The following is a 17,312-nucleotide window of genomic DNA, read 5'->3' as shown; positions in this document are numbered from 1 at the left end:
AACGGCTCGATCACCGCCCACGATTCATCAGTCAGCTCATGACGACGCACCACGAACAGACCAACGACGCCGCCACTTTGCGGACACGACCTAGGGTCTGTCGTTTGGATCAGGTCGCAGGACATCGGCGGTTCTTGTCTTGCCCCGCGTCTGCGGGCTGATCCAAACGACAGGGCCTAGACGTCCAGGTCCACGACCACGGGCGCGTGGTCGGAGGCGCCCTTGCCCTTGCGCTCCTCGCGGTCCACGTACGCGTCGCCGACCGCCTTCGCGAAGGGGGCGTTTCCGTAGACCAGGTCGATGCGCATGCCGCGGTTCTTCGGGAAGCAGAGCTGGCGGTAGTCCCAGTACGTGAACGGGTGCTCGTACTTCAGGGGGCGCGGGACCACGTCCGACAGGCCGGCCTCGCGCAGGGAGGCCAGGGCGGCGCGCTCGGCGGCGGTGACGTGGGTGGAGCCCTCGAAGAAGGCGGGGTCGAAGACATCGTCGTCCGTCGGCGCCACGTTGTAGTCGCCCATCACCGCGAAGGGGCGGCTGCCCGCCGCGTCACCGGCGACGGCGGCCTTGAGCGCCTCGAACCACTGGAGCTTGTAGGCGTAGTGGGGGTGGTCCACCTCACGGCCGTTCGGCACGTAGACCGACCAGACGCGGAGCGGGCCGCAGGTCGCCGAGATGGCGCGGGGTTCCACCGAGCCGTCGAAGCCGGGGTCGCCGGGCAGGCCCTTGACGACGTCCTCGATGCCGACGCGGGAGAGCACCGCCACGCCGTTCCACCGGCCGGTCGCGTGGACCGCCGACTCGTAACCCAGCTCGCGCAGTTGCTCCGCCGGGAACTGCTCCTCGGCGACCTTGGCCTCCTGGAGGCACAGCACGTCCGTGCCGCTGCTCTCCAGCCAGGCCAGGAGCCTCGGGAGGCGGGCGGTGATCGAGTTCACGTTCCAGGTCGCGATGCGCATGCCCCACAACCTACCCGGCGGGTCTGACAACCCCGCCCGGCCCCGTCAGACCTCGGCGGACTCCCCGGGCGTCAGCCGCAGGTGCTCCGAACCGCCGAGCTGCCCGATCTGCCGGTCGTAGATGGGGCGGGCCAGGTCCGTGAGGAGGGCGTCGTGGATGTCGTAGGCGCGCTGCGGCTTCAGCTCGCGCACGTAGTCGATGACCTCGGAGATCTTGCTCCAGGGGGCCATGACGGGGAGCATCAGCGTCTCCACCGGGTGGTCCGGGACGGTGAGGGCGTCGCCGGGGTGGAAGACCTTGCCGCCGTCGACGAGGTAGCCGACGTTGGTGATGCGCGGGATGTCCGGGTGGATCACCGCGTGGAGTTCGCCGTGCACCTGGACGTCGAAGCCCGCGGCCGTGAAGGTGTCGCCGTGGCCGACGGTGTGGACACGGCCGGGGAAGCCGGACGAGATCTTCTCCGCGACCGCCTTCAGGGTCCAGATCTCTGCGGCCGGGTTGTGCTCCAGCGCGGCGCGCAGCCGGGACTCGTCGAAGTGGTCGGGGTGCTCGTGGGTGACGAGGATCGCGTCCGCGCCGAGCGCGGCGTCCTCCTCGCTGAACCCACCGGGATCGAGGACGAGGGTCCGGCCGTCCTTCTCAAGCCGGACGCAGGCGTGCGACTTCTTCGTGAGCTTCATGGCTCCATCCTGCCTCCGCGCTTTCCGCGGGCTCACTCCTGGGGTGTGGTCTCCTCGCGGATCACCTGCTGGGCCACCTTGAACGCGCTGTTCGCGGCCGGGACCCCGCAGTAGACGGCCGCCTGGAGCAGCACTTCCTTGATCTCACCCGGGGTGAGGCCGTTGCGCAGGGCGGCTCTGGTGTGGAAGGCCAGCTCGTCCAGATGACCGCCCGCGACCAGGGCGGTGAGCGTGACGCAGCTGCGGGTGCGCCGGTCCAGGCCGGGGCGGTCCCAGATCTCGCCCCAGGCGTACCGGGTGACGAGTTCCTGGAAGTCTCCGGAGAAGTCGTCGGCCTGGGCGAGCGCCCGGTCGACGTGCGCGTCGCCCAGCACCTCGCGGCGGACCTTGATCCCGGCGTCGTACGGGTCGGGCCGCCCCTGCACCTGCGGCGGTACGGCGACGGGGGCGATCTCCGCGACGGGCCCCGACTGCGGGGGCTGCGGCGGGGCGGGAGACAGGACCGGCTTGAGGGCGGCCTGGGGCAGGGCGGTCTGGCCGGTGGAGAACTCGAAGGCGGGCTGCCAGGCGGTGGAGAAGTGCCGCACCAGCAGGTCGGTGACCGCCGCGGGCTGCTCCACCGGGACCAGGTGGGAGGCGCCCGGGACGACGGCGAGACGGGCGTCCGGGATGCCGGCGACCAGCGTGCGGGCCTCGGCGGGACCGGTGACCTGGTCGTCCGATCCGACCAGGACCAGGGTCGGGACACCGACCCGCCCGAGTTCGGGGCGGACGTCGAACGAGGCGAGCGCCTCGCAGGAGGCGATGTAGCAACCGGGGTCGGTGGTGCGCACCATCTGCACGGCCCACTCGGTGATCGCGGGCTGCGCGGCGGCGAACCCGCCGGTGAACCAGCGCTCGGGGGCGGTACGGGCGATCGGGTCGAGGCCGTTCGTGCGGACGATCACGCCCCTCTGCCGGAACTCGTCGGCCGTGCCGAAACGGGGCGAGGCGGCGATCAGAGCGAGCGAGGCGAGCCGCTCCGGGTGGCGCAGGGCCAGCTCGATGCCGATGGCGCCGCCGAGCGCGCAGCCCGCGTAGCCGAAGCGCTGCACGCCGAGCCCTTCGAGGGTGGCCAGCAGCCGCGTGGTGATGTCGCCCACGGAGCCCGCCGGGTACGCGGGAGCTCCGCCGTGGCCGGGCAGGTCGAACCGGAAGACGCGCCACTGCTTGGTCAGCTCGGGGATCTGGCGGTCCCACATGTGCCATGTGGTACCCAGAGAGGGACCCAGGATCAGGACGGGAGCCTCTTCTGGCCCGTCAAAGCGGTATTGCAGGGTGTTCGACGGTGTCTCACTCACGCCTCAGACCCTCTCACGTCTCACAGACGCCCCTATAACGCAGGGGTGCGGGAAATCGGTCTGACCAGGTTGAAGACCTCGCGGGCCGCATATCGCTTGAGGCAGCGGACGATCTCACGTCGGGTCTTGCCCTCCTGCGTGCGGCGTTCGCAGTACGCCTGGGTGCGCGGGTCGTGGCGCAGCCGGGTGAAGACGATGCGGTGCAGGGCGGGCGTTGGCCTGCCGGTCGCCGCCGTAGTTGAGCCGGCGCGTGCTCCGACGGCCGGAGGAGTACTCGATGGGGCTGACTCCGCAAAGGACGCCTCGGTGTTCAGTCGCTCGGGGTTGTCTCCCATGGTGATCAGGAGAGTGACGGCACTGTCCGGGCCGATGCCCACCGGCTCGAGTAGCTGTGGGGCGTGGCGTTCGACGAGCTGGGTCAGGCGTTGGTTCAGCTCATTGATCTGCGCGGTGAGCTATTCGATGCGCTCGGCGAGCATGCGCAACGTCAGGTGGGTGGCCTGGGTCACCGCGTCCTCGTCTCCCCCACCGTCGTGCGGGGCGAGGCGTGCGCAGGTGCGGAACAGCTCGGCATTGCCCAGGCTGGACAGCTGTTCCCGCAGGGCCTGGTCGGCGATGACCAGGACGGCCTTGAGCTGGTTGATCGCCTGGGTACGGGCCTTGACCGCGGAGTCCTTGGCGAGTGCGTGTCCACGCCGAGGACGACCTCCCGCCGAACGGGCGGATCCATACTGAAGGAGGAGCTGTGCTTTCTACTCGTCATGGTGGTTCACCTTCCGCGTCGTGACGTGCCGAGTAGCCGACACTGGCCCGGGCGGTCTGAACTGTGATGGCGCCTGATCATCGGCAAAGCCCCTATGGGGACACGCCCTGCGGCTCGGTGACAGCAGGAACCATCCCGCAACAACAGTCGACAGGCCCGTGACTGGACACTGCGGTCAAAGATCTCAAGAGTCAGACCCCCGAACGGGACGGCACTGCGCAACCGTCCCACCGTTCCCGGCACAACGGCGTAACCCGATCACAGCCGGGTGGCACCGTCCGAACCGGCACGCAACCTGCCCTGGACGAGCTGGCATGGAGTCGGCTTCCCACCCACTCGTGACCGGTATTGACGGACAGACGTGTGGCCCGCCTCACCCGCCATCACGACACGGAGGCACTCGCCCGGGCCGTCGTCCTACAGCTGATCTGGTCGTAGAGCGCCAGGGCTGCGCATTGCTCCCGGTGTCCCCTCAGGGATTGGTGAGCTTTGGCTGTCCGAACGGGCGCGTCAGGAGGGTGGACCGGTTCCACAAGCGTTGCCGCACCCCTTGACGAGCGCATCTCCCGAAGATTAACTCACGTCCTAAATTAAGCCATGAGCGCCACGGGACGGCGCTCACCACATTCCACCGCGTTCACTTCCTGAACAGGAGAGCCGCCCCATGCCCCTACCCTCCATCGGCCGGCGAGCGGTCCTGGCCGCCGCGGCCTCGGCCTCCGCTGTCGTGTCGGGCCTGTCCGCCCCCGCTTCCGCCGCCCCGCTGGTCGAGAAGAGGCCGCGCCCGCTGCCCGGCGGCGGCGACCTCGGCCCGAACGTCCTCGTCTTCGACCCGTCGACGCCGAACATCCAGGCCAAGCTGGACGAGGTGTTCCGGCAGCAGGAGTCGGCCCAGTTCGGCGCCGGCCGTTACGCCCTGCTGTTCAAGCCCGGCACCTACCACGGTCTCAACGCCCAACTCGGCTTCTACACCTCCATCGCGGGCCTTGGCCTTTCCCCCGACGACACCACCATCAACGGCGACGTGACGGTCGACGCCGGCTGGTTCAACGGCAACGCGACGCAGAACTTCTGGCGTTCGGCGGAGAACCTCGCACTGGTCCCGGCGAACGGCACCAACCGGTGGGCGGTCTCCCAGGCGGCGCCCTTCCGGCGCATGCACGTGCGCGGCGACCTCAACCTCGCGCCCGCGGGCTACGGCTGGGCGAGCGGCGGCTATATCGCCGACAGCCGCATCGACGGCCAGGTCGGACCGTACTCGCAGCAGCAGTGGTACACCCGCGACAGTGCGATCGGTGGCTGGGTCAACGCCGTCTGGAACATGGTGTTCTCAGGCGTCGAGGGCGCACCCGCTCAGAGCTTCCCGAACCCGCCGTACACCACGCTCGACAGGACCCCCGTGTCCCGCGAGAAGCCGTTCCTGTACCTCCAGGGCGACGACTACCGGGTCTTCCTGCCGGAGAAGCGGACCAACGCCCGTGGTGTCACATGGGGCAGCGGCACGCCGCGCGGCACCTCACTGCCGCTCACGCGGTTCTACGTCGCCCGGCCCGGCGTCTCCGCGGCCACGCTCAACCGGGCGCTCGCCCAGGGGCTGCACCTGCTGCTGACGCCGGGTATCTACCACCTGGACCGGCCCGTCGAGGTGAACCGGCCGAACACGGTCGTTCTGGGCCTGGGTTACGCCACGCTCATCCCGGACAACGGCGTCACGGCCATGAAGGTGGCCGACGTCGACGGCGTACGGCTGGCCGGGTTCCTGATCGACGCCGGTCCGGTCAACTCCTCGACCCTGCTGGAGGTCGGCCCGCGGGGGGCGTTCCGGGACCACTGCGCCAACCCCACCACGGTGCAGGACGTGTTCATCCGTATCGGCGGCGCCGGCCCCGGCAAGGCCACCACCAGCATGGTGATCAATAGTCGGCACACGATCGTCGACCACACGTGGGTGTGGCGGGCCGACCACGGCGAGGGAGTCGGCTGGGAGACCAATCGAGCCGACTACGGCGTCGTCGTCAACGGTCACGACGTCCTGGCGACCGGCCTGTTCGTGGAGCACTTCAACAAGTACGACGTGCAGTGGTACGGGGAGCGGGGTCGCACGATCTTCTTCCAGAATGAGAAGGCGTACGACGCCCCGAACCAGGCCGCGATGCAGAACGGTTCGGTCAAGGGCTATGCCGCCTACAAGGTCGGCGACGGCGTGATCTCGCACGAGGGCTGGGGGCTGGGCAGCTACTGCTTCTACAACGTCGACCCCACGATCGTGCAGCACCATGGATTCGCCGCCCCCGTCCGGCCGGGGGTGCGCTTCCATGGCCTGCTGGTCGTCTCGCTCGGCGGCAACGGCCAGTACGAGCACGTGATCAACGACACCGGGTCGCCGACGCAGGGCACGTCGACGACGCCGTCCACGGTGGTGTCGTTTCCCTGACGGGCCGCGACCGCGGCCCCGGGCGGGCGCGCCACCACCTGTCGCAGGACGTGGCGCGCCCCGCCGGCCGGGCAGGACGCCCTCCGGCTACCGCGCCGAAGTCGCCGCCGGAGCCGGCGCGTAACCGGTGGGTCGCGCCGTAAGGTGCCCCGGTCCTGCGTCCGACTGCGCATCGGGTCGCGTAGCCGAACAGTTGGCCAGCGGCACGGTGGCGGTGGGCACCGCCGCACCGCCACCGACTTGGAACCCGTGACCCGGCCGCGCCGACAGGTCGCCGAGCACACCGCCGACGGCGGCCTCCGGCACGGTGACCGTGACCTCGGAGACCGGCTCCTGCAGTGCCATTGCGCACGCCCGCAGCGGCTCGCGCAGCCCGAGCCGACCCTCGGTACGGAACGCCGTCTCCGAGGAGGCCCTCACATGCGTCCCCCGTCGGTCAGCGTCACCCTGCGCCCGGGCACCGGGTGACCGCCAAACGGCCTCTCGGCCAGGGCGTCCCGGCAGCCGGCCTCCACCGCACGCACGGGCTCCTGCGCCACCCTGTCACCGGCCACGGCCGACCGGAACTCGTGCCGCCGGGTTCAGCCGCGAGTGGCTCAACGTCCAGACAACATGGGCGACTGCCCTGTTCCGCCGTCCTGTTTGACATGCCGGAAGACCATCTGCGCCACCCCGCGGACCACGGTCTCCCGATACATCACCCTCGGACGGCCAACAGTGACGTCCGGCCCTGAATCGCGGCGGATCTTCTGCACCGCGACCTCCAGATGCAGTTCACCCATGCCCGACAGCACCGTCTGACCGGCCTCGGGTCCGTCCGCACCACCAGCGACACCATCCGATCGGGGACCACCGGCGGCTCCAGGACGAGCGAAGCGGCCGGATCGCACAAGGTGGAACCGGCCCGCGCGGCCTTCAGCCCACCATGGCGACGATGTCCCCGGCGACCGCCCGGTCCAGCTGGCCGTTCCGGTGGGTGGGGACGGCAGGTAGGCCACCACCGCGTCGAGGAGTGGCTCGGTGGCGCGGTTGCGGTAGGCCGAGCCGCAGAGCGCGACGAGGCCGTCTCCGGTGCAGGGCGTGGCTGAGCCCGGCTTCACGGGCGAACGCACAGGTCCCCCGTCCTCAATCTCGTCCTGCGCCGACGCCTGACAGGAAGGTGAACATCCAGGACACCGGTACGGGCCCGTCCGACGCACCGTCTGATCCGTACGCACCCGCTTGCGCCACTTCCGAGGAGGAACTGAAGGCGTGGGAGCGCGCCGGCTGGGCGAGAAACTCACCCAGCCGACGCTGCATGACCGCCGGCACGCTCGCCCCACCCTGACCCTGGTGCCCGGCGGAGTCGATCGTCTCTGGCTCAAGCTGCGTTGCGCCGCCTTGCCGTATGCGCCCGGATGATGTCCGCGTACCGGTGGCCGCTGCCCTTGATCGTGCGCTTCTGTGTCGTGTAGTCGACGTGGACCAGCCCAAAGCGCTTGTCGTAGCCGTAGGCCCACTCGAAGTTGTCGAGCAGGGACCAGGCGAAGTAGCCGGCCAGCGGGGCGCCCTTGCGGGCGGCGGAGGCGCAGGCGGCCAGGTGGTTGATCAGGTAGTCCTGGCGTTCGGGGTCGTCGACTGTGCCGTCGGGGCGTACGACGTCGGGGTAGGCGGAGCCGTTCTCCGTAACGTATAGCTTGCGGGCGCCGTAGTCGTGGGTCAGGCGGAGCAGGAGGGTCTCGATGCCGGTGGCGTCGATCTCCCAGTCCATGCCGGTGCGGGGGACGCCAGGTCGGGGGACCTGACGGACCTGGGGTGCCGGCGCGGTGGGGTCGTTGGCGACGGTGATCGGCATGTAGTAGTTGAGGCCCAGCCAGTCCAGGGGCTGTGCGATGGTCTGCAGGTCGCCGGGGTGTTCGGGCAGTTCGACTCCGTACACCTCGCGCAGGTCCGTCGGGAAGCCGCGGCCGTGGACCGGGTCGAGCCACCAGCGGTTGGTGTGGCCGTCCATGCGGCGGGCGGCATCGTGGTCTTCCGGCCGGTCGGTGGCGGCGTGGATGGTGGAGAGGTTGTTGACGATGCCGACCTGGGCGCCGGGGGCGGCGGCCCGGATGGCCTGCGCGGCCAGGCCGTGGCCGAGGAGAAGGTGGTAGGAGGCACGGACCGCGGCGGTGAGGTCAGTGAACCCAGGGGCCATCTTTCCTTCGAGGTGGCCGATCCAGGCCGAGCAGAGCGGCTCGTTGAGCGTGGTCCAGTGGGTGACGCGGTCGCCGAGGCGTTCGGCGACGACCGCCGCGTACGCCGCGAAGTGCTCGGCGGTGTCCCGCGAGGGCCAGCCGCCCCGGTCCTGGAGCCCCTGGGGCAGGTCCCAGTGGTAGAGGGTGACGGACGGCGTGATGCCCGCCTCCAGCAGGGCGTCGATCAACGCGTCGTAGAAGTCGAGTCCTTTGGCGTTGACCGGGCCGTCGCCGCCCGGCACAACACGCGGCCAGGCGATCGACAGCCGGTAGGCGTTGGTGCCGAGCTGCCGCATCAGCGCGATGTCCTCGCGCCAGCGGTGGTAGTGGTCGCAGGCGACGTCTCCGTGGTCACCGTTGTCGGTCTTGCCGGGGATGTGGGAGAAAGTGTCCCAGATCGAGGGGGAGCGGCCGTCCTCGTCGACGGCCCCCTCGATCTGGTAGGCCGACGTGGCCGTGCCCCACAGGAAGTCCTCGGGGAGTGCGGCAAGGTCGATGGTCACAGAAGTCCCTTCGTAGGAAGAGGAGTTGGTCACTTGACGGCTCCCGCGGTGAGCCCGGCGACGAGGTAGCGCTGCAGGAGCAGGAATCCGGCGACCACGGGGACGCTGACGACGAGCGAGGCGGCCATGATCTGGTTCCAGTACACGTTGTTGAGCGTCGAGTAGCCCTGAAGTCCGACGGCGAGGGTGCGGGTGGTGTCGTTGGTCATCACCGACGCGAACAGCACCTCGCCCCAGGCGGTCATGAAGGCGTAGACGGCGACCGCGACAATGCCGGGGATCGCGGCCGGGACGACGACCCGGAAGAGCGCGCCGAGGGGCCCACAGCCGTCCACCATCGCGGCCTCGTCCAAGTCCTTCGGCACGGAGTCGAAGTACCCGATCAGCATCCAGATCGAGAACGGCAGCGAGAAGGTGAGATACGTCAGGATCAGGCCGCCGCGCGAGCCGAACAGGGCGATTCCGGTGGCGTTGCCGATGTTGACGTAGATCAGGAACAGCGGGAGCAGGAAGAGGATGCCGGGGAACATCTGCGTGGACAGCACGGTGACCGTGAAGACCCGCTTGCCGCGGAAGTCGTAACGGCTCACCGCGTACGCGGCGAAGACCGCGATGACGACCGAGCAGACGGTCGCCGCGCCCGCCACGATCAGCGAGTTCACGAAGTACCGGGCCAGCGGGATCGTCGACCAGATGTCGATGTAGGGGCGGATCGTCAGCTCGGTCGGCAGCCAGCGGAACTCGCCCGTGACGTCGGCCAGGGGCTTCAGCGAGCTGGAGACCATGACGTAGACCGGCAGGAGCACGAAGCCGGTCAGCAGCGTGAGGAAGATCCGCCGGGACCAGAAGAAGGACCGGGGCGGAGCCATGGGCGAGCGGGGCGCCTGGGGGGCAGTGCTAGACATCGGCCGGCTTCCTTCCTCGTGAGGTCAGGAGGAGGTAGACGCCCGTCACCACGAGCAGGAAGAGCAGCAGCAGGACGGACATGGCCGAGCCGGTGCCGAAGTTCCAGGTGACGAAGGACGCCTGGTAGATGTGGACGGAGATGAGGTCCGCCGCCTCCGGTGCCGATTTACCGAACAGGACGTACGGCGTGTTGAAGTCGTTGAACGTCCACAGGAACAGCACCAGGAGCAGGACCTGGTTGACCGGGCGCAGGGACGGCAGGGTGATGCGGCGGATCTGCTGCCACATGCCGGCGCCGTCGAGGGCGGCCGCCTCGTAGAGCTCGCCGGGGATGTTCTGCAGGCCGGCCATGATGATGAGGAAGGCGAACGGCCAGCCCTTCCACACCGACACGGTGAGCAGCGCGTAGAAGCTGTTGTCGCCGATGAGCCAGAAGGACGGCTTGTCGGTGAGGCGCAGCTGGTCGTGCAGGACGTGGTTCACCAGGCCGTTGTCGTGCTGGAACATGAACACCCAGGTGATGACCGCCGCGTAGACGGGCAGCGCGTACGGGATGAGGAACAGCGCCCGTAGCAGGCCCCGGCCGCGGAAGGTGTCCTGCAGGTAGATCGCCGCTGCTGTTCCGATCAGCCAGCACAGGCCGACCGACAGCAGGGTGAAGGCGACGGTGACGAGGAAGGAGTGCAGCAGGGCCTCGCCGACGGGAGCGTCGAAGTCCACCGACATCTTGTAGTTGCCGAGGCCGGACCAGGGCGCGGCGCCCCAGTCACGGATGTAGAACTGCGTGAGCTCCTTGAAGCTCATCATGATGCCGATGACCATCGGCACCAGGTGGACCAGGAGTTCGAGGAGCAGAGCAGGTAGCAGGAGCAGGTAGGGCAGTCCGATGCGGCGGATCCTTCCGGGGCGGCGGCGGGGACCTGGATGCGCCGCCCCGGAAGGGCTCTTGTGCACGGCAGCCTCTGCGGGTGCAGTGGTGGTCATCGTGCTCACTTCGCCGGCATCTGCTGCTGAGCCTTCTCCAGCGCCGCCTGCACCGAGGCGGTGGTGACCGGGCGTCCGGCGGCCGCGTCGGCGAACAGGCCCTTGACCGCCGTACCGACCGCGGTCTCGAACTGGGACTCGTCGGCGACCTGCGGCATCGCGATCGCGCTGGTGGCGAGGGTGTCCTTCAGCACCTTGTTGGCCCCGGTGCTGAAGGTGGAGTCCTCCTGGGCGGCTTTGACCGGCGGAATGGAGCTGTACGCCGTGTTGAGGATCTTCTGCTCGGCGTCGCTGGTCATGAACTTCACGAATTTCGTGGCACCGTCGAGGTTGTCGGTGTTCTTGAAGACGGCCAGGTTGATGCCGGCGACCATCGAGTTGACCTGGGTACCTGTGCCGGGCGTGCCGGACTGCACCGGGACGGGCGCGATGCCGTACTTGTCCTCACTCATGCCCTGGGACTTGAGGTTGGCGGCCGCCGACTGCCACAGCAGCATCGCGGTCTTGCCCTTGGCGAAGTCGCTCACCGACTGGTTCTGCGCGTACTCGGCGTTACCGGTCGGGATGACCTTGTCCTTGGCCATCAGATCGACGTACTGCTTGACCGCCGCCACCACGTTGTCGCTCGTGAAGTCGGGCTTGCCGTCAGCGGTGAAGAAGTCGGCGCCGTGCTGCTTGGCGAAGACGAAGACGTGGTGGACGTTCTCCGCCGGGTTCGCCCCCTCGGCACCGAGCGCTGATACGCCCTTCGCCTGGATCTTCTTGCCGTCGGCGACCAGCTCCTCCCACGTCGCCGGGGGCTTGGAGATGCCGGTGTCGGCGAAGATCTCCTTGTTGTAGTAGAGGGCGTACGACATGGAGTACAGCGGTACGGCGGCCGGGTCCTGGCCCTGGGCACCGGTGGAGCCGAGCGCGGAGTCGACGAAGCGGTCCTTGCCGCCGATCTTCGCGAAGTTCTTCGCGTCCCAGGGCAGCAGCGCGCCCGTGGCCTGCAGGGAGGCGCTCCAGGTGTTGCCGATGTTCAGGACATCGGGGCCCTGACCGGAGGTGGCGGCGGTGAGGATCCGGTTCAGCAGGTCCGACCAGGGGACGACCTCGAGCTTGACCTTGATGCCGGTCTGCTTCTCGAACTTGTCGAGCTCGGGCTGGAGGACCTTCTTGTCGACCTCGATGCTGGCGCCCTGGTTGGACGCCCAGTAGGTCAGCGTCTTCGGCGAGTCGTTGGACCCGCCGCTCGTCGACGAACCGCCGCCACAGGCGGTCATGGCGGTCAGCAGGGAAACGGTGACCGCACCAGCGGCCGCGGCTCGGGTTCTGCGCATGGCTCAGGCGTCCCTTTCCGGAGACAGGCCCACGAGCGTGTTCACCAGGAACCCGCACCCATGGGTTAATTTATGGCGTGATTTAAGCCGGGGGGTAAAGTCGCGTCAAGGGATCGCGCGTCGGTATCTTGCAAGCGGGAGAGTCGGAAGGGGAGCCACATGGCGGGGCGGAGTGGGCGGACGGTGCGTGACCTGCGGCGGGGCAACCGCACCGGCGTACTGCAACGGTTGTATTTCGACGGGCCCATGAGCCGGTTCGAGCTGGCCCCGGCCACCGGACTGAGCGCGGGCTCCATCAGCAACGTGGTCGCGGAGCTGGTCGCCGACGGCCTGGTCGAGGAGGCCGGCAGCGTCGAGTCCGACGGCGGCCGCCCCCGCATCCTGCTGCGCGTCGCCCCCGCCAGCGGCCACATGATCGGCGTCGACGTCGGCGAGACCCGCGTACGCGTCGAGCTCTTCGACCTCACCCTGACCGAGCTCGCCCGCGCCGAAAGACCCCTGGAGCATCACGGCTACGACGTCGAGATCATCGTCGGCCACATCCGCGACGGCATCGCCGAGGTCCTCTCCGAGACGGACCTCGCCCCCGAGCGGCTGCTGGGCGTCGGCATCGGCGTGCCCGGCATAGTGGCCCGCACCGACCAGGGGGCCGTGGTCCACGGCCCGACGATCGGCTGGGACGCCGTCGCGCTCGAATCCCTGCTGCGCTCGACGTGCGAACTGCCCGAGTCCGTCCCGTACTTCATCGACAACGGCGCCCGCAAGCTCGGGCCAGGCCGAGATGTGGTTCGGCGCCGGGCGCGGCGCCCACAACGCGGTCGTCGCCCTCTTCGGCTCCGGCGTGAACGCCTGCCTCGTCACGCCGGAGGTGGAGCACGGCCGGTCTCTGGAGTGGGGGCATGTGACCGTGCAGGTCAGAGGGCGCCGCTGCCGCTGCGGTGCCCAGGGCTGCCTGGAGGCGTACGTCGGCGCGGAGGCGCTCCTCGATCGCTGGCGTGAGGGCGGCGGACGCCCGCCCAAGGGCACGGACGAGGAAACCGCGCTGACGGCGATGATCGCCGCGGCCTACCCGGCCGAAGGCACCGACGCCGACCCGGTGGCACTCTCCGTGCTGGAGGAGGCCGCCGAGTACGTGGGCGCCGGCCTGTCCGACCTGATCAACCTCTTCCAGCCCGAACGCATCCTCATCGGCGGCTGGGCAGGACTGCAGCTCGGCACCCGGTTCCTGCCCGAAGTACGCCGGCACGCCGCCGCGTACGCCCTGCGCCATCCCGCCGAACGCGTCTCCATCGACCTCGGCAGACTGGGCCCGGACGCGGTCACGGTCGGCGCCGCGATCCTGCCCCTCGCGGATTTCTTCGCACGCGGCGGGCAGCACACCAAGCCCGTGAGCGAGGGACCGGCACCGGCATGGCTCACGGCGTTGGAGGAACGGACTCCGCGCTGACAGCACCTGCTTCGAAGAGCACGCAGCAGAAGACGGGCCCGAACTCACGCGTAGCGGTTGGCCTTCCAGTTCGCAGCGGCTCCACCCATTATCTGAGGACGGAGCGGCTGCGGTCATCGTCGTAGGCCGGCCTGACCAGCGGTCACAGCTCCCTCGCGTACGTGTCCTGGTACGCCGCCCTCCCTCCGAACACGTTCAGGCCGACGCGTCCGCTCGTGTACGTCGTGTCCTTCACGTCGATGATCCGCGTGCCGTCGAGGAACACCTGGATGCGGTCGCCCTCGGCCAGGATGCGGACCGCGTACGTCGTGCCGCGGCGGACCAGGGCCGGGATGCGGGCGAGGGCTTTGGCGTCGTCGAAGTAGCCGTCGGTCTTGGCGACCAGGCGGATCACCCGTAGGTCGGGGTCGATGTTGAGGCAGTAGGCGTCGGCGCCGTCGGAGGACGCGCGCCAGAGGAGGGAGAGGGCGCCGCCGGTGTCCGGGTCGGGTCCGCCGAGGCGTACCAGAGTGGTGAAGTCCAGGTCCGTCGCCGTGCGCGCCGAGATCGCGTTGGAGTCCTGGTCGAAGGTTGCGGCACGGCCCGCGCTGTCCGTCGACCAGCGGCCGGCGGGGGTGATCGTCAGCGTGCCGAGGTCCGAGCGGAATTCACCTCCGGTCGGGGCGGCCACCGGTGGCTTCACCCGGTCCACCAGGCGGAAGGTGCTGTCCAGCCGGTGCACCTTGAGCGACTCGATGTGCGCGGTGCCGCCCTTGGCGTAGAAGGCCATGCGGTCGGCGGCTGGGGAGGGGAAGATCAGGCTTGTCACCGCGGCCTGGCCGTCGGCGCCGAATGCCTCGACCGATGACGAGTCGACGTACACGCGCAGGGTCACGCGGCCGTCGGTCGGCTTCAGCGGTGCGGTCGTGCGGCCAGCGAAGTACTGGGTGAAGTCGCTCAGGCCCGCTTCCGACCGGTCCACGAACAGTTGGTTCGACTCGGCGTCGTAGCCGACGGTCGTGTGTTGGTCGTCGTCGGCGCGGAGGCTGAACCCGATCTCCGTGGCGGTGCCGAGGGTGATCTCGGCCTCGATCTCGTAGGCGATGCCACTGAGGCCCGCGAGCGGGTTCGCGGTGTCGGGACCGGCGGAGAGATCCTTGCGGGTCGTCGTGGACGTGCGGAGACGGGCCAGCTCATGGACAGGGCTCTGCACCAGGCGTACGCCGTCAGCAGTGTCCGTCAGCGTCAGTTCGCGGGGGATGCTCAGCTGGCCGTTCCAGGCACCGGTCGGGGCGCTGAACGGGTAGTCCCAGTTGCTCATCCAGCCGAGCCAGACACGGCGGCCGTCGGGCAGGCCGTAGAAGGACATCGCTGCGTAGCAGTCGCGGCCGGAGTCGGCGCGCAGGACCGTGCCAACCTTCTGGTCGGGGGCGAAGGTGGTGCCGTTCCAGTCGCCGGTGAAGTACTGGGCGGCCGAGCCGTTCGTGGCGCGTACGGCGCCGGTGCTCAGGGTGAGGACCCACTTGACCTGGTTTTCGTCGCCGTCGACGGGGAGGGGGAAGAAGTCGGGGCACTCCCAGACGCCCGGCGTGACCCAGTCGCCGTAACCGAAGGAGCTGACGTGGGTCCAGGTGAGGAGGTCGGTGGAGGTGAAGAAGCGGACGTGGTCGCCGCCGGAGACCACCATCAGCCACTGGTTGTGCTTGTCGTCGCGGATCACCTTCGGATCGCGGAAGGTCCAGCCGGCGTCGGGGCCGCCCGGGTTCTGTACGGCCGGGGTCGCCCCGCCGTGCCACTGCCAGGAGCGGCCCTTGTCCTTGCTGTACGCGATGCGGACGCTGGCGTTGCCGCCTGGTTTGTCCGGGTGGTAGCTGGTGTAGTACGCGATGAGGCCCGAGCCGCCGTGGAAGAGGCCGGAGGTGTCGTCCGCGTCCACGACCGCCGAGCCCGACCAGCAGTTGCCGTACTCGTTCCAGGGGAGGGCGATCGGCAGGGCCTGCCAGTGGACGAGGTCAGTGCTGACCGCGTGTGCCCAGCGGCCCTCGTCCTGGTGGAAGAGGTGGTACTCGCCGTCGTAGTACAGCAGGCCGTTGGGGTCGCTGGTGGAGCCGGTCAGCTGGGAGTAGTGGTACGTGGGGCGGTACGGCTCGGTGAAGTAGTCGGCGGTGCCGCGGACCTCGACGTTCTGGAAGTACGACGCCCCCTGCGCGGCCGCAGTGCCGACGGCGGCTCCCGTGGTGCGGGAAACGCGGGTCTTCAGCGCCCGCACGCCGTCCACGTACACCTCGATCGTCCTGCCCGTCGCTCGGGCCTCGACGCGGTAGGTGCCGCCGGACGCGATGGGCCGGACCGGGCCGGCGGCGGAGGCCAGGCGCCCGCCGGAGGAGCGGTCCAGCAGGACGACGGCGTTCCGGCCGGCTTCCAGGCGGGCCTCGTAGCCGCCGGAGCCGTTCGCGGCCGCGCGCAGGACGAGACCGGCCGAGGACGAGGTGCCGGCGGGGGTGATGTCGGACCTGGCCACCAGGTCGCCGTCGGTGAAGGGGGCCGTCCGCAGACCGTTCTCGCCGCGGATGCCGCGCAGGTCGGGGGTCCAGGTGCCGGAGCGGGCCGTCCAGCCCTGGAGGCCGGTGGTGAGGTCGGCGGCGGCGATGTTCTCGAACGACACCGCGCCGGATGCTGCTGTGACGGCGAGTCGGCCCTTCGTGTGGGTTGATTCCTGGGCGGTGATGACGGGGCTGTAACCGTCGGGGGAAAGGAAGTTGGTCTGCCAGTGCACGCGCAGTTCGGTGCCCTCGGCTTCGACGCGCAGACGGTAGACCGTGTCAGCTTTGATGGTGGTCGTGTACGTGCCGAGGGTGACGTTCCCGTCGATGCGGTACAGCCTCAACTCGCGTTGCTGCGGGTCAATTTGGAGACCGTAGCCGCGTGTGGCCCTGGCGTCGGTGCGCACCAGCAGCGAGGCGACCGCGGAGGCATCGTGCAGGAGCAGGTCGACCTGGAAGGCGCTGTCGTACGCCTGGGTCGTGGTGACGGCGAGGGCGGTGGAGCCCTGGGACGGGTCCGCGTGCCAGCCGAGCGGGGTCGCCGTCCAGGTGCCGCCGCTCGTGGTCCAGCCAGTGAGGTTGGTGGTGACGGAGGAGAGGGAGGGCGGGCCGAAGGCGACGGTGCCGCCCTGGGCGAGCAGGCCCACGGAGCCGGTGTCGTGGCGGTGGTCCTCGGCGGTGAGGAGCCGCTTGCCGTCGACGTGCACCGTCAGCTTGGGTCCGTCAACGGTCACTTCGAGGTCGTGTGCGCTTGCGGTCCGCGCGCCCGGTAGCGGCGCGGTGGCGAGTGTGTCGCCGCTCGCCAGGTCGTAGAGGCGTATGCGCGCGCGGCCGGGGTCGAGGGCGGCCACGTATCCGGTCGAGCCGTCCAGTGCGGCCCGGAACACCAACGCGCCCACGGCTGAGGCGGATGCGGGCGTGACGCGCGCCGTGTACGTGCCCTTTGCCGCGAGCTGCTGCTCGGACAGGGCGAGGGCTGGCCCGCCACGGCCGGCGGTCGCCTTCTGGCCGCCGTCGGAGGTGCGGGTCCAGGTGCCGGTGACCGGGAGGGGGTCGGGGATCGGAGTGGGGGCGGGGGTTGCTGCGCCGGCGCTCGGGGTGGCGGCCTGCGCTGCGGGGAGGATGCCTCCGAGAGGCAGCAGGGTGGCGACGGTGCCACCTGCGAGCAGGAGGGTACGACGGGACACGCTCATGGCGGCTCCTGGAAGAAGGGAAGGGTGGGCCACGGCCCGGGGGGA

11 protein-coding genes and 2 pseudogenes are annotated in these 17,312 nt (G+C 69.7%); 3 read left to right on the top strand and 10 right to left on the bottom strand.

Annotation, left to right across the window (positions count from 1 at the left end; all coding sequences use genetic code 11):
• Positions 1 to 176: 176 nt before the first annotated feature.
• The 4 genes from ABTX60_RS40920 to ABTX60_RS40905 are packed head-to-tail and all read right to left on the bottom strand — an operon-like array spanning position 177 to position 3,312.
• On the bottom strand, positions 177 to 956 hold the full coding sequence (locus tag ABTX60_RS40920) for an exodeoxyribonuclease III (RefSeq protein ID WP_053671121.1): 780 nt from the start codon (positions 954 to 956) through the stop codon (positions 177 to 179).
• Positions 957 to 1,001: 45 nt separating this feature from the next.
• Positions 1,002 to 1,637 carry an MBL fold metallo-hydrolase gene (locus ABTX60_RS40915; RefSeq protein ID WP_352101842.1) on the bottom strand — a complete coding sequence of 212 codons (636 nt, stop codon included), beginning with the start codon at positions 1,635 to 1,637 and terminating at the stop codon, positions 1,002 to 1,004.
• A 32-nt stretch (positions 1,638 to 1,669) separates the two neighbouring features.
• A complete protein-coding gene (gene pcaDC / locus ABTX60_RS40910; RefSeq protein WP_352101841.1) occupies positions 1,670 to 2,977 on the bottom strand; it encodes a bifunctional 3-oxoadipate enol-lactonase/4-carboxymuconolactone decarboxylase PcaDC in 1,308 nt (435 codons plus the stop codon).
• A gap of 32 nt (positions 2,978 to 3,009) precedes the next feature.
• Positions 3,010 to 3,312: a hypothetical protein gene (locus ABTX60_RS40905; protein ID WP_352101840.1), complete on the bottom strand. Its 303-nt coding sequence runs from the start codon at positions 3,310 to 3,312 to the stop codon at positions 3,010 to 3,012.
• Between the two features lie 63 nt (positions 3,313 to 3,375).
• On the opposite strand from ABTX60_RS40905, the gene ABTX60_RS40900 reads away from it, so the two are divergent.
• Positions 3,376 to 3,807: a hypothetical protein gene (locus tag ABTX60_RS40900; protein ID WP_352101839.1), complete on the top strand. Its 432-nt coding sequence runs from the start codon at positions 3,376 to 3,378 to the stop codon at positions 3,805 to 3,807.
• A 597-nt stretch (positions 3,808 to 4,404) separates the two neighbouring features.
• Complete coding sequence (locus tag ABTX60_RS40895; protein WP_352101838.1) at positions 4,405 to 6,174, top strand: pectate lyase-like domain-containing protein; 1,770 nt, start codon at positions 4,405 to 4,407, stop codon at positions 6,172 to 6,174.
• 87 nt (positions 6,175 to 6,261) lie between these two features.
• Here the strand turns inward: ABTX60_RS40895 and ABTX60_RS40890 are convergent.
• The 5 genes and pseudogenes from ABTX60_RS40890 to ABTX60_RS40870 form a co-directional block, all read right to left on the bottom strand.
• A pseudogene (locus tag ABTX60_RS40890) lies at positions 6,262 to 7,247 on the bottom strand (hypothetical protein); the annotation flags it as partial.
• A gap of 287 nt (positions 7,248 to 7,534) precedes the next feature.
• Positions 7,535 to 8,893 (bottom strand): GH1 family beta-glucosidase, encoded by a 1,359-nt coding sequence (locus ABTX60_RS40885; protein WP_352101837.1) that lies wholly within the window; start codon positions 8,891 to 8,893, stop codon positions 7,535 to 7,537.
• 29 nt (positions 8,894 to 8,922) lie between these two features.
• Positions 8,923 to 9,762, bottom strand: a complete 840-nt coding sequence (locus ABTX60_RS40880; RefSeq protein ID WP_352101844.1) for a carbohydrate ABC transporter permease — start codon at positions 9,760 to 9,762, stop codon at positions 8,923 to 8,925.
• Positions 9,763 to 9,790: 28 nt separating this feature from the next.
• Positions 9,791 to 10,783: a carbohydrate ABC transporter permease gene (locus ABTX60_RS40875; RefSeq protein ID WP_352101836.1), complete on the bottom strand. Its 993-nt coding sequence runs from the start codon at positions 10,781 to 10,783 to the stop codon at positions 9,791 to 9,793.
• A 5-nt stretch (positions 10,784 to 10,788) separates the two neighbouring features.
• Positions 10,789 to 12,105 carry an ABC transporter substrate-binding protein gene (locus tag ABTX60_RS40870; RefSeq protein ID WP_352101835.1) on the bottom strand — a complete coding sequence of 439 codons (1,317 nt, stop codon included), beginning with the start codon at positions 12,103 to 12,105 and terminating at the stop codon, positions 10,789 to 10,791.
• A 159-nt stretch (positions 12,106 to 12,264) separates the two neighbouring features.
• On the opposite strand from ABTX60_RS40870, the pseudogene ABTX60_RS40865 reads away from it, so the two are divergent.
• A pseudogene (locus tag ABTX60_RS40865) lies at positions 12,265 to 13,552 on the top strand (ROK family protein).
• Positions 13,553 to 13,694: 142 nt separating this feature from the next.
• Here ABTX60_RS40865 and ABTX60_RS40860 read toward each other — a convergent pair.
• The gene (locus ABTX60_RS40860; protein WP_352101834.1) at positions 13,695 to 17,267 is read right to left on the bottom strand and encodes a glycoside hydrolase family 32 protein; all 3,573 of its coding nucleotides are present in this window, start codon (positions 17,265 to 17,267) and stop codon (positions 13,695 to 13,697) included.
• Positions 17,268 to 17,312 lie beyond the last annotated feature (45 nt).

Source organism: Streptomyces sp. NPDC126510 (assembly GCF_040302345.1).
GTDB lineage: Bacteria > Actinomycetota > Actinomycetes > Streptomycetales > Streptomycetaceae > Streptomyces.
Note: the sequence above shows the minus strand (reverse complement) of the source record. Positions and strands in the feature narration are given on the sequence as shown.

Coding starts and splice junctions, on each gene's coding strand:
- ABTX60_RS40895 (WP_352101838.1), top strand. CDS start 4,405: ATGCCCCTACCCTCCATCGGCCGGCGAGCGGTCCTGGCCGCCGCGGCC.
- ABTX60_RS40870 (WP_352101835.1), bottom strand. CDS start 12,105: ATGCGCAGAACCCGAGCCGCGGCCGCTGGTGCGGTCACCGTTTCCCTG.
- ABTX60_RS40905 (WP_352101840.1), bottom strand. CDS start 3,312: ATGGGAGACAACCCCGAGCGACTGAACACCGAGGCGTCCTTTGCGGAG.
- ABTX60_RS40880 (WP_352101844.1), bottom strand. CDS start 9,762: ATGGCTCCGCCCCGGTCCTTCTTCTGGTCCCGGCGGATCTTCCTCACG.
- ABTX60_RS40875 (WP_352101836.1), bottom strand. CDS start 10,783: ATGACCACCACTGCACCCGCAGAGGCTGCCGTGCACAAGAGCCCTTCC.
- ABTX60_RS40860 (WP_352101834.1), bottom strand. CDS start 17,267: ATGAGCGTGTCCCGTCGTACCCTCCTGCTCGCAGGTGGCACCGTCGCC.
- ABTX60_RS40920 (WP_053671121.1), bottom strand. CDS start 956: ATGCGCATCGCGACCTGGAACGTGAACTCGATCACCGCCCGCCTCCCG.
- ABTX60_RS40915 (WP_352101842.1), bottom strand. CDS start 1,637: ATGAAGCTCACGAAGAAGTCGCACGCCTGCGTCCGGCTTGAGAAGGAC.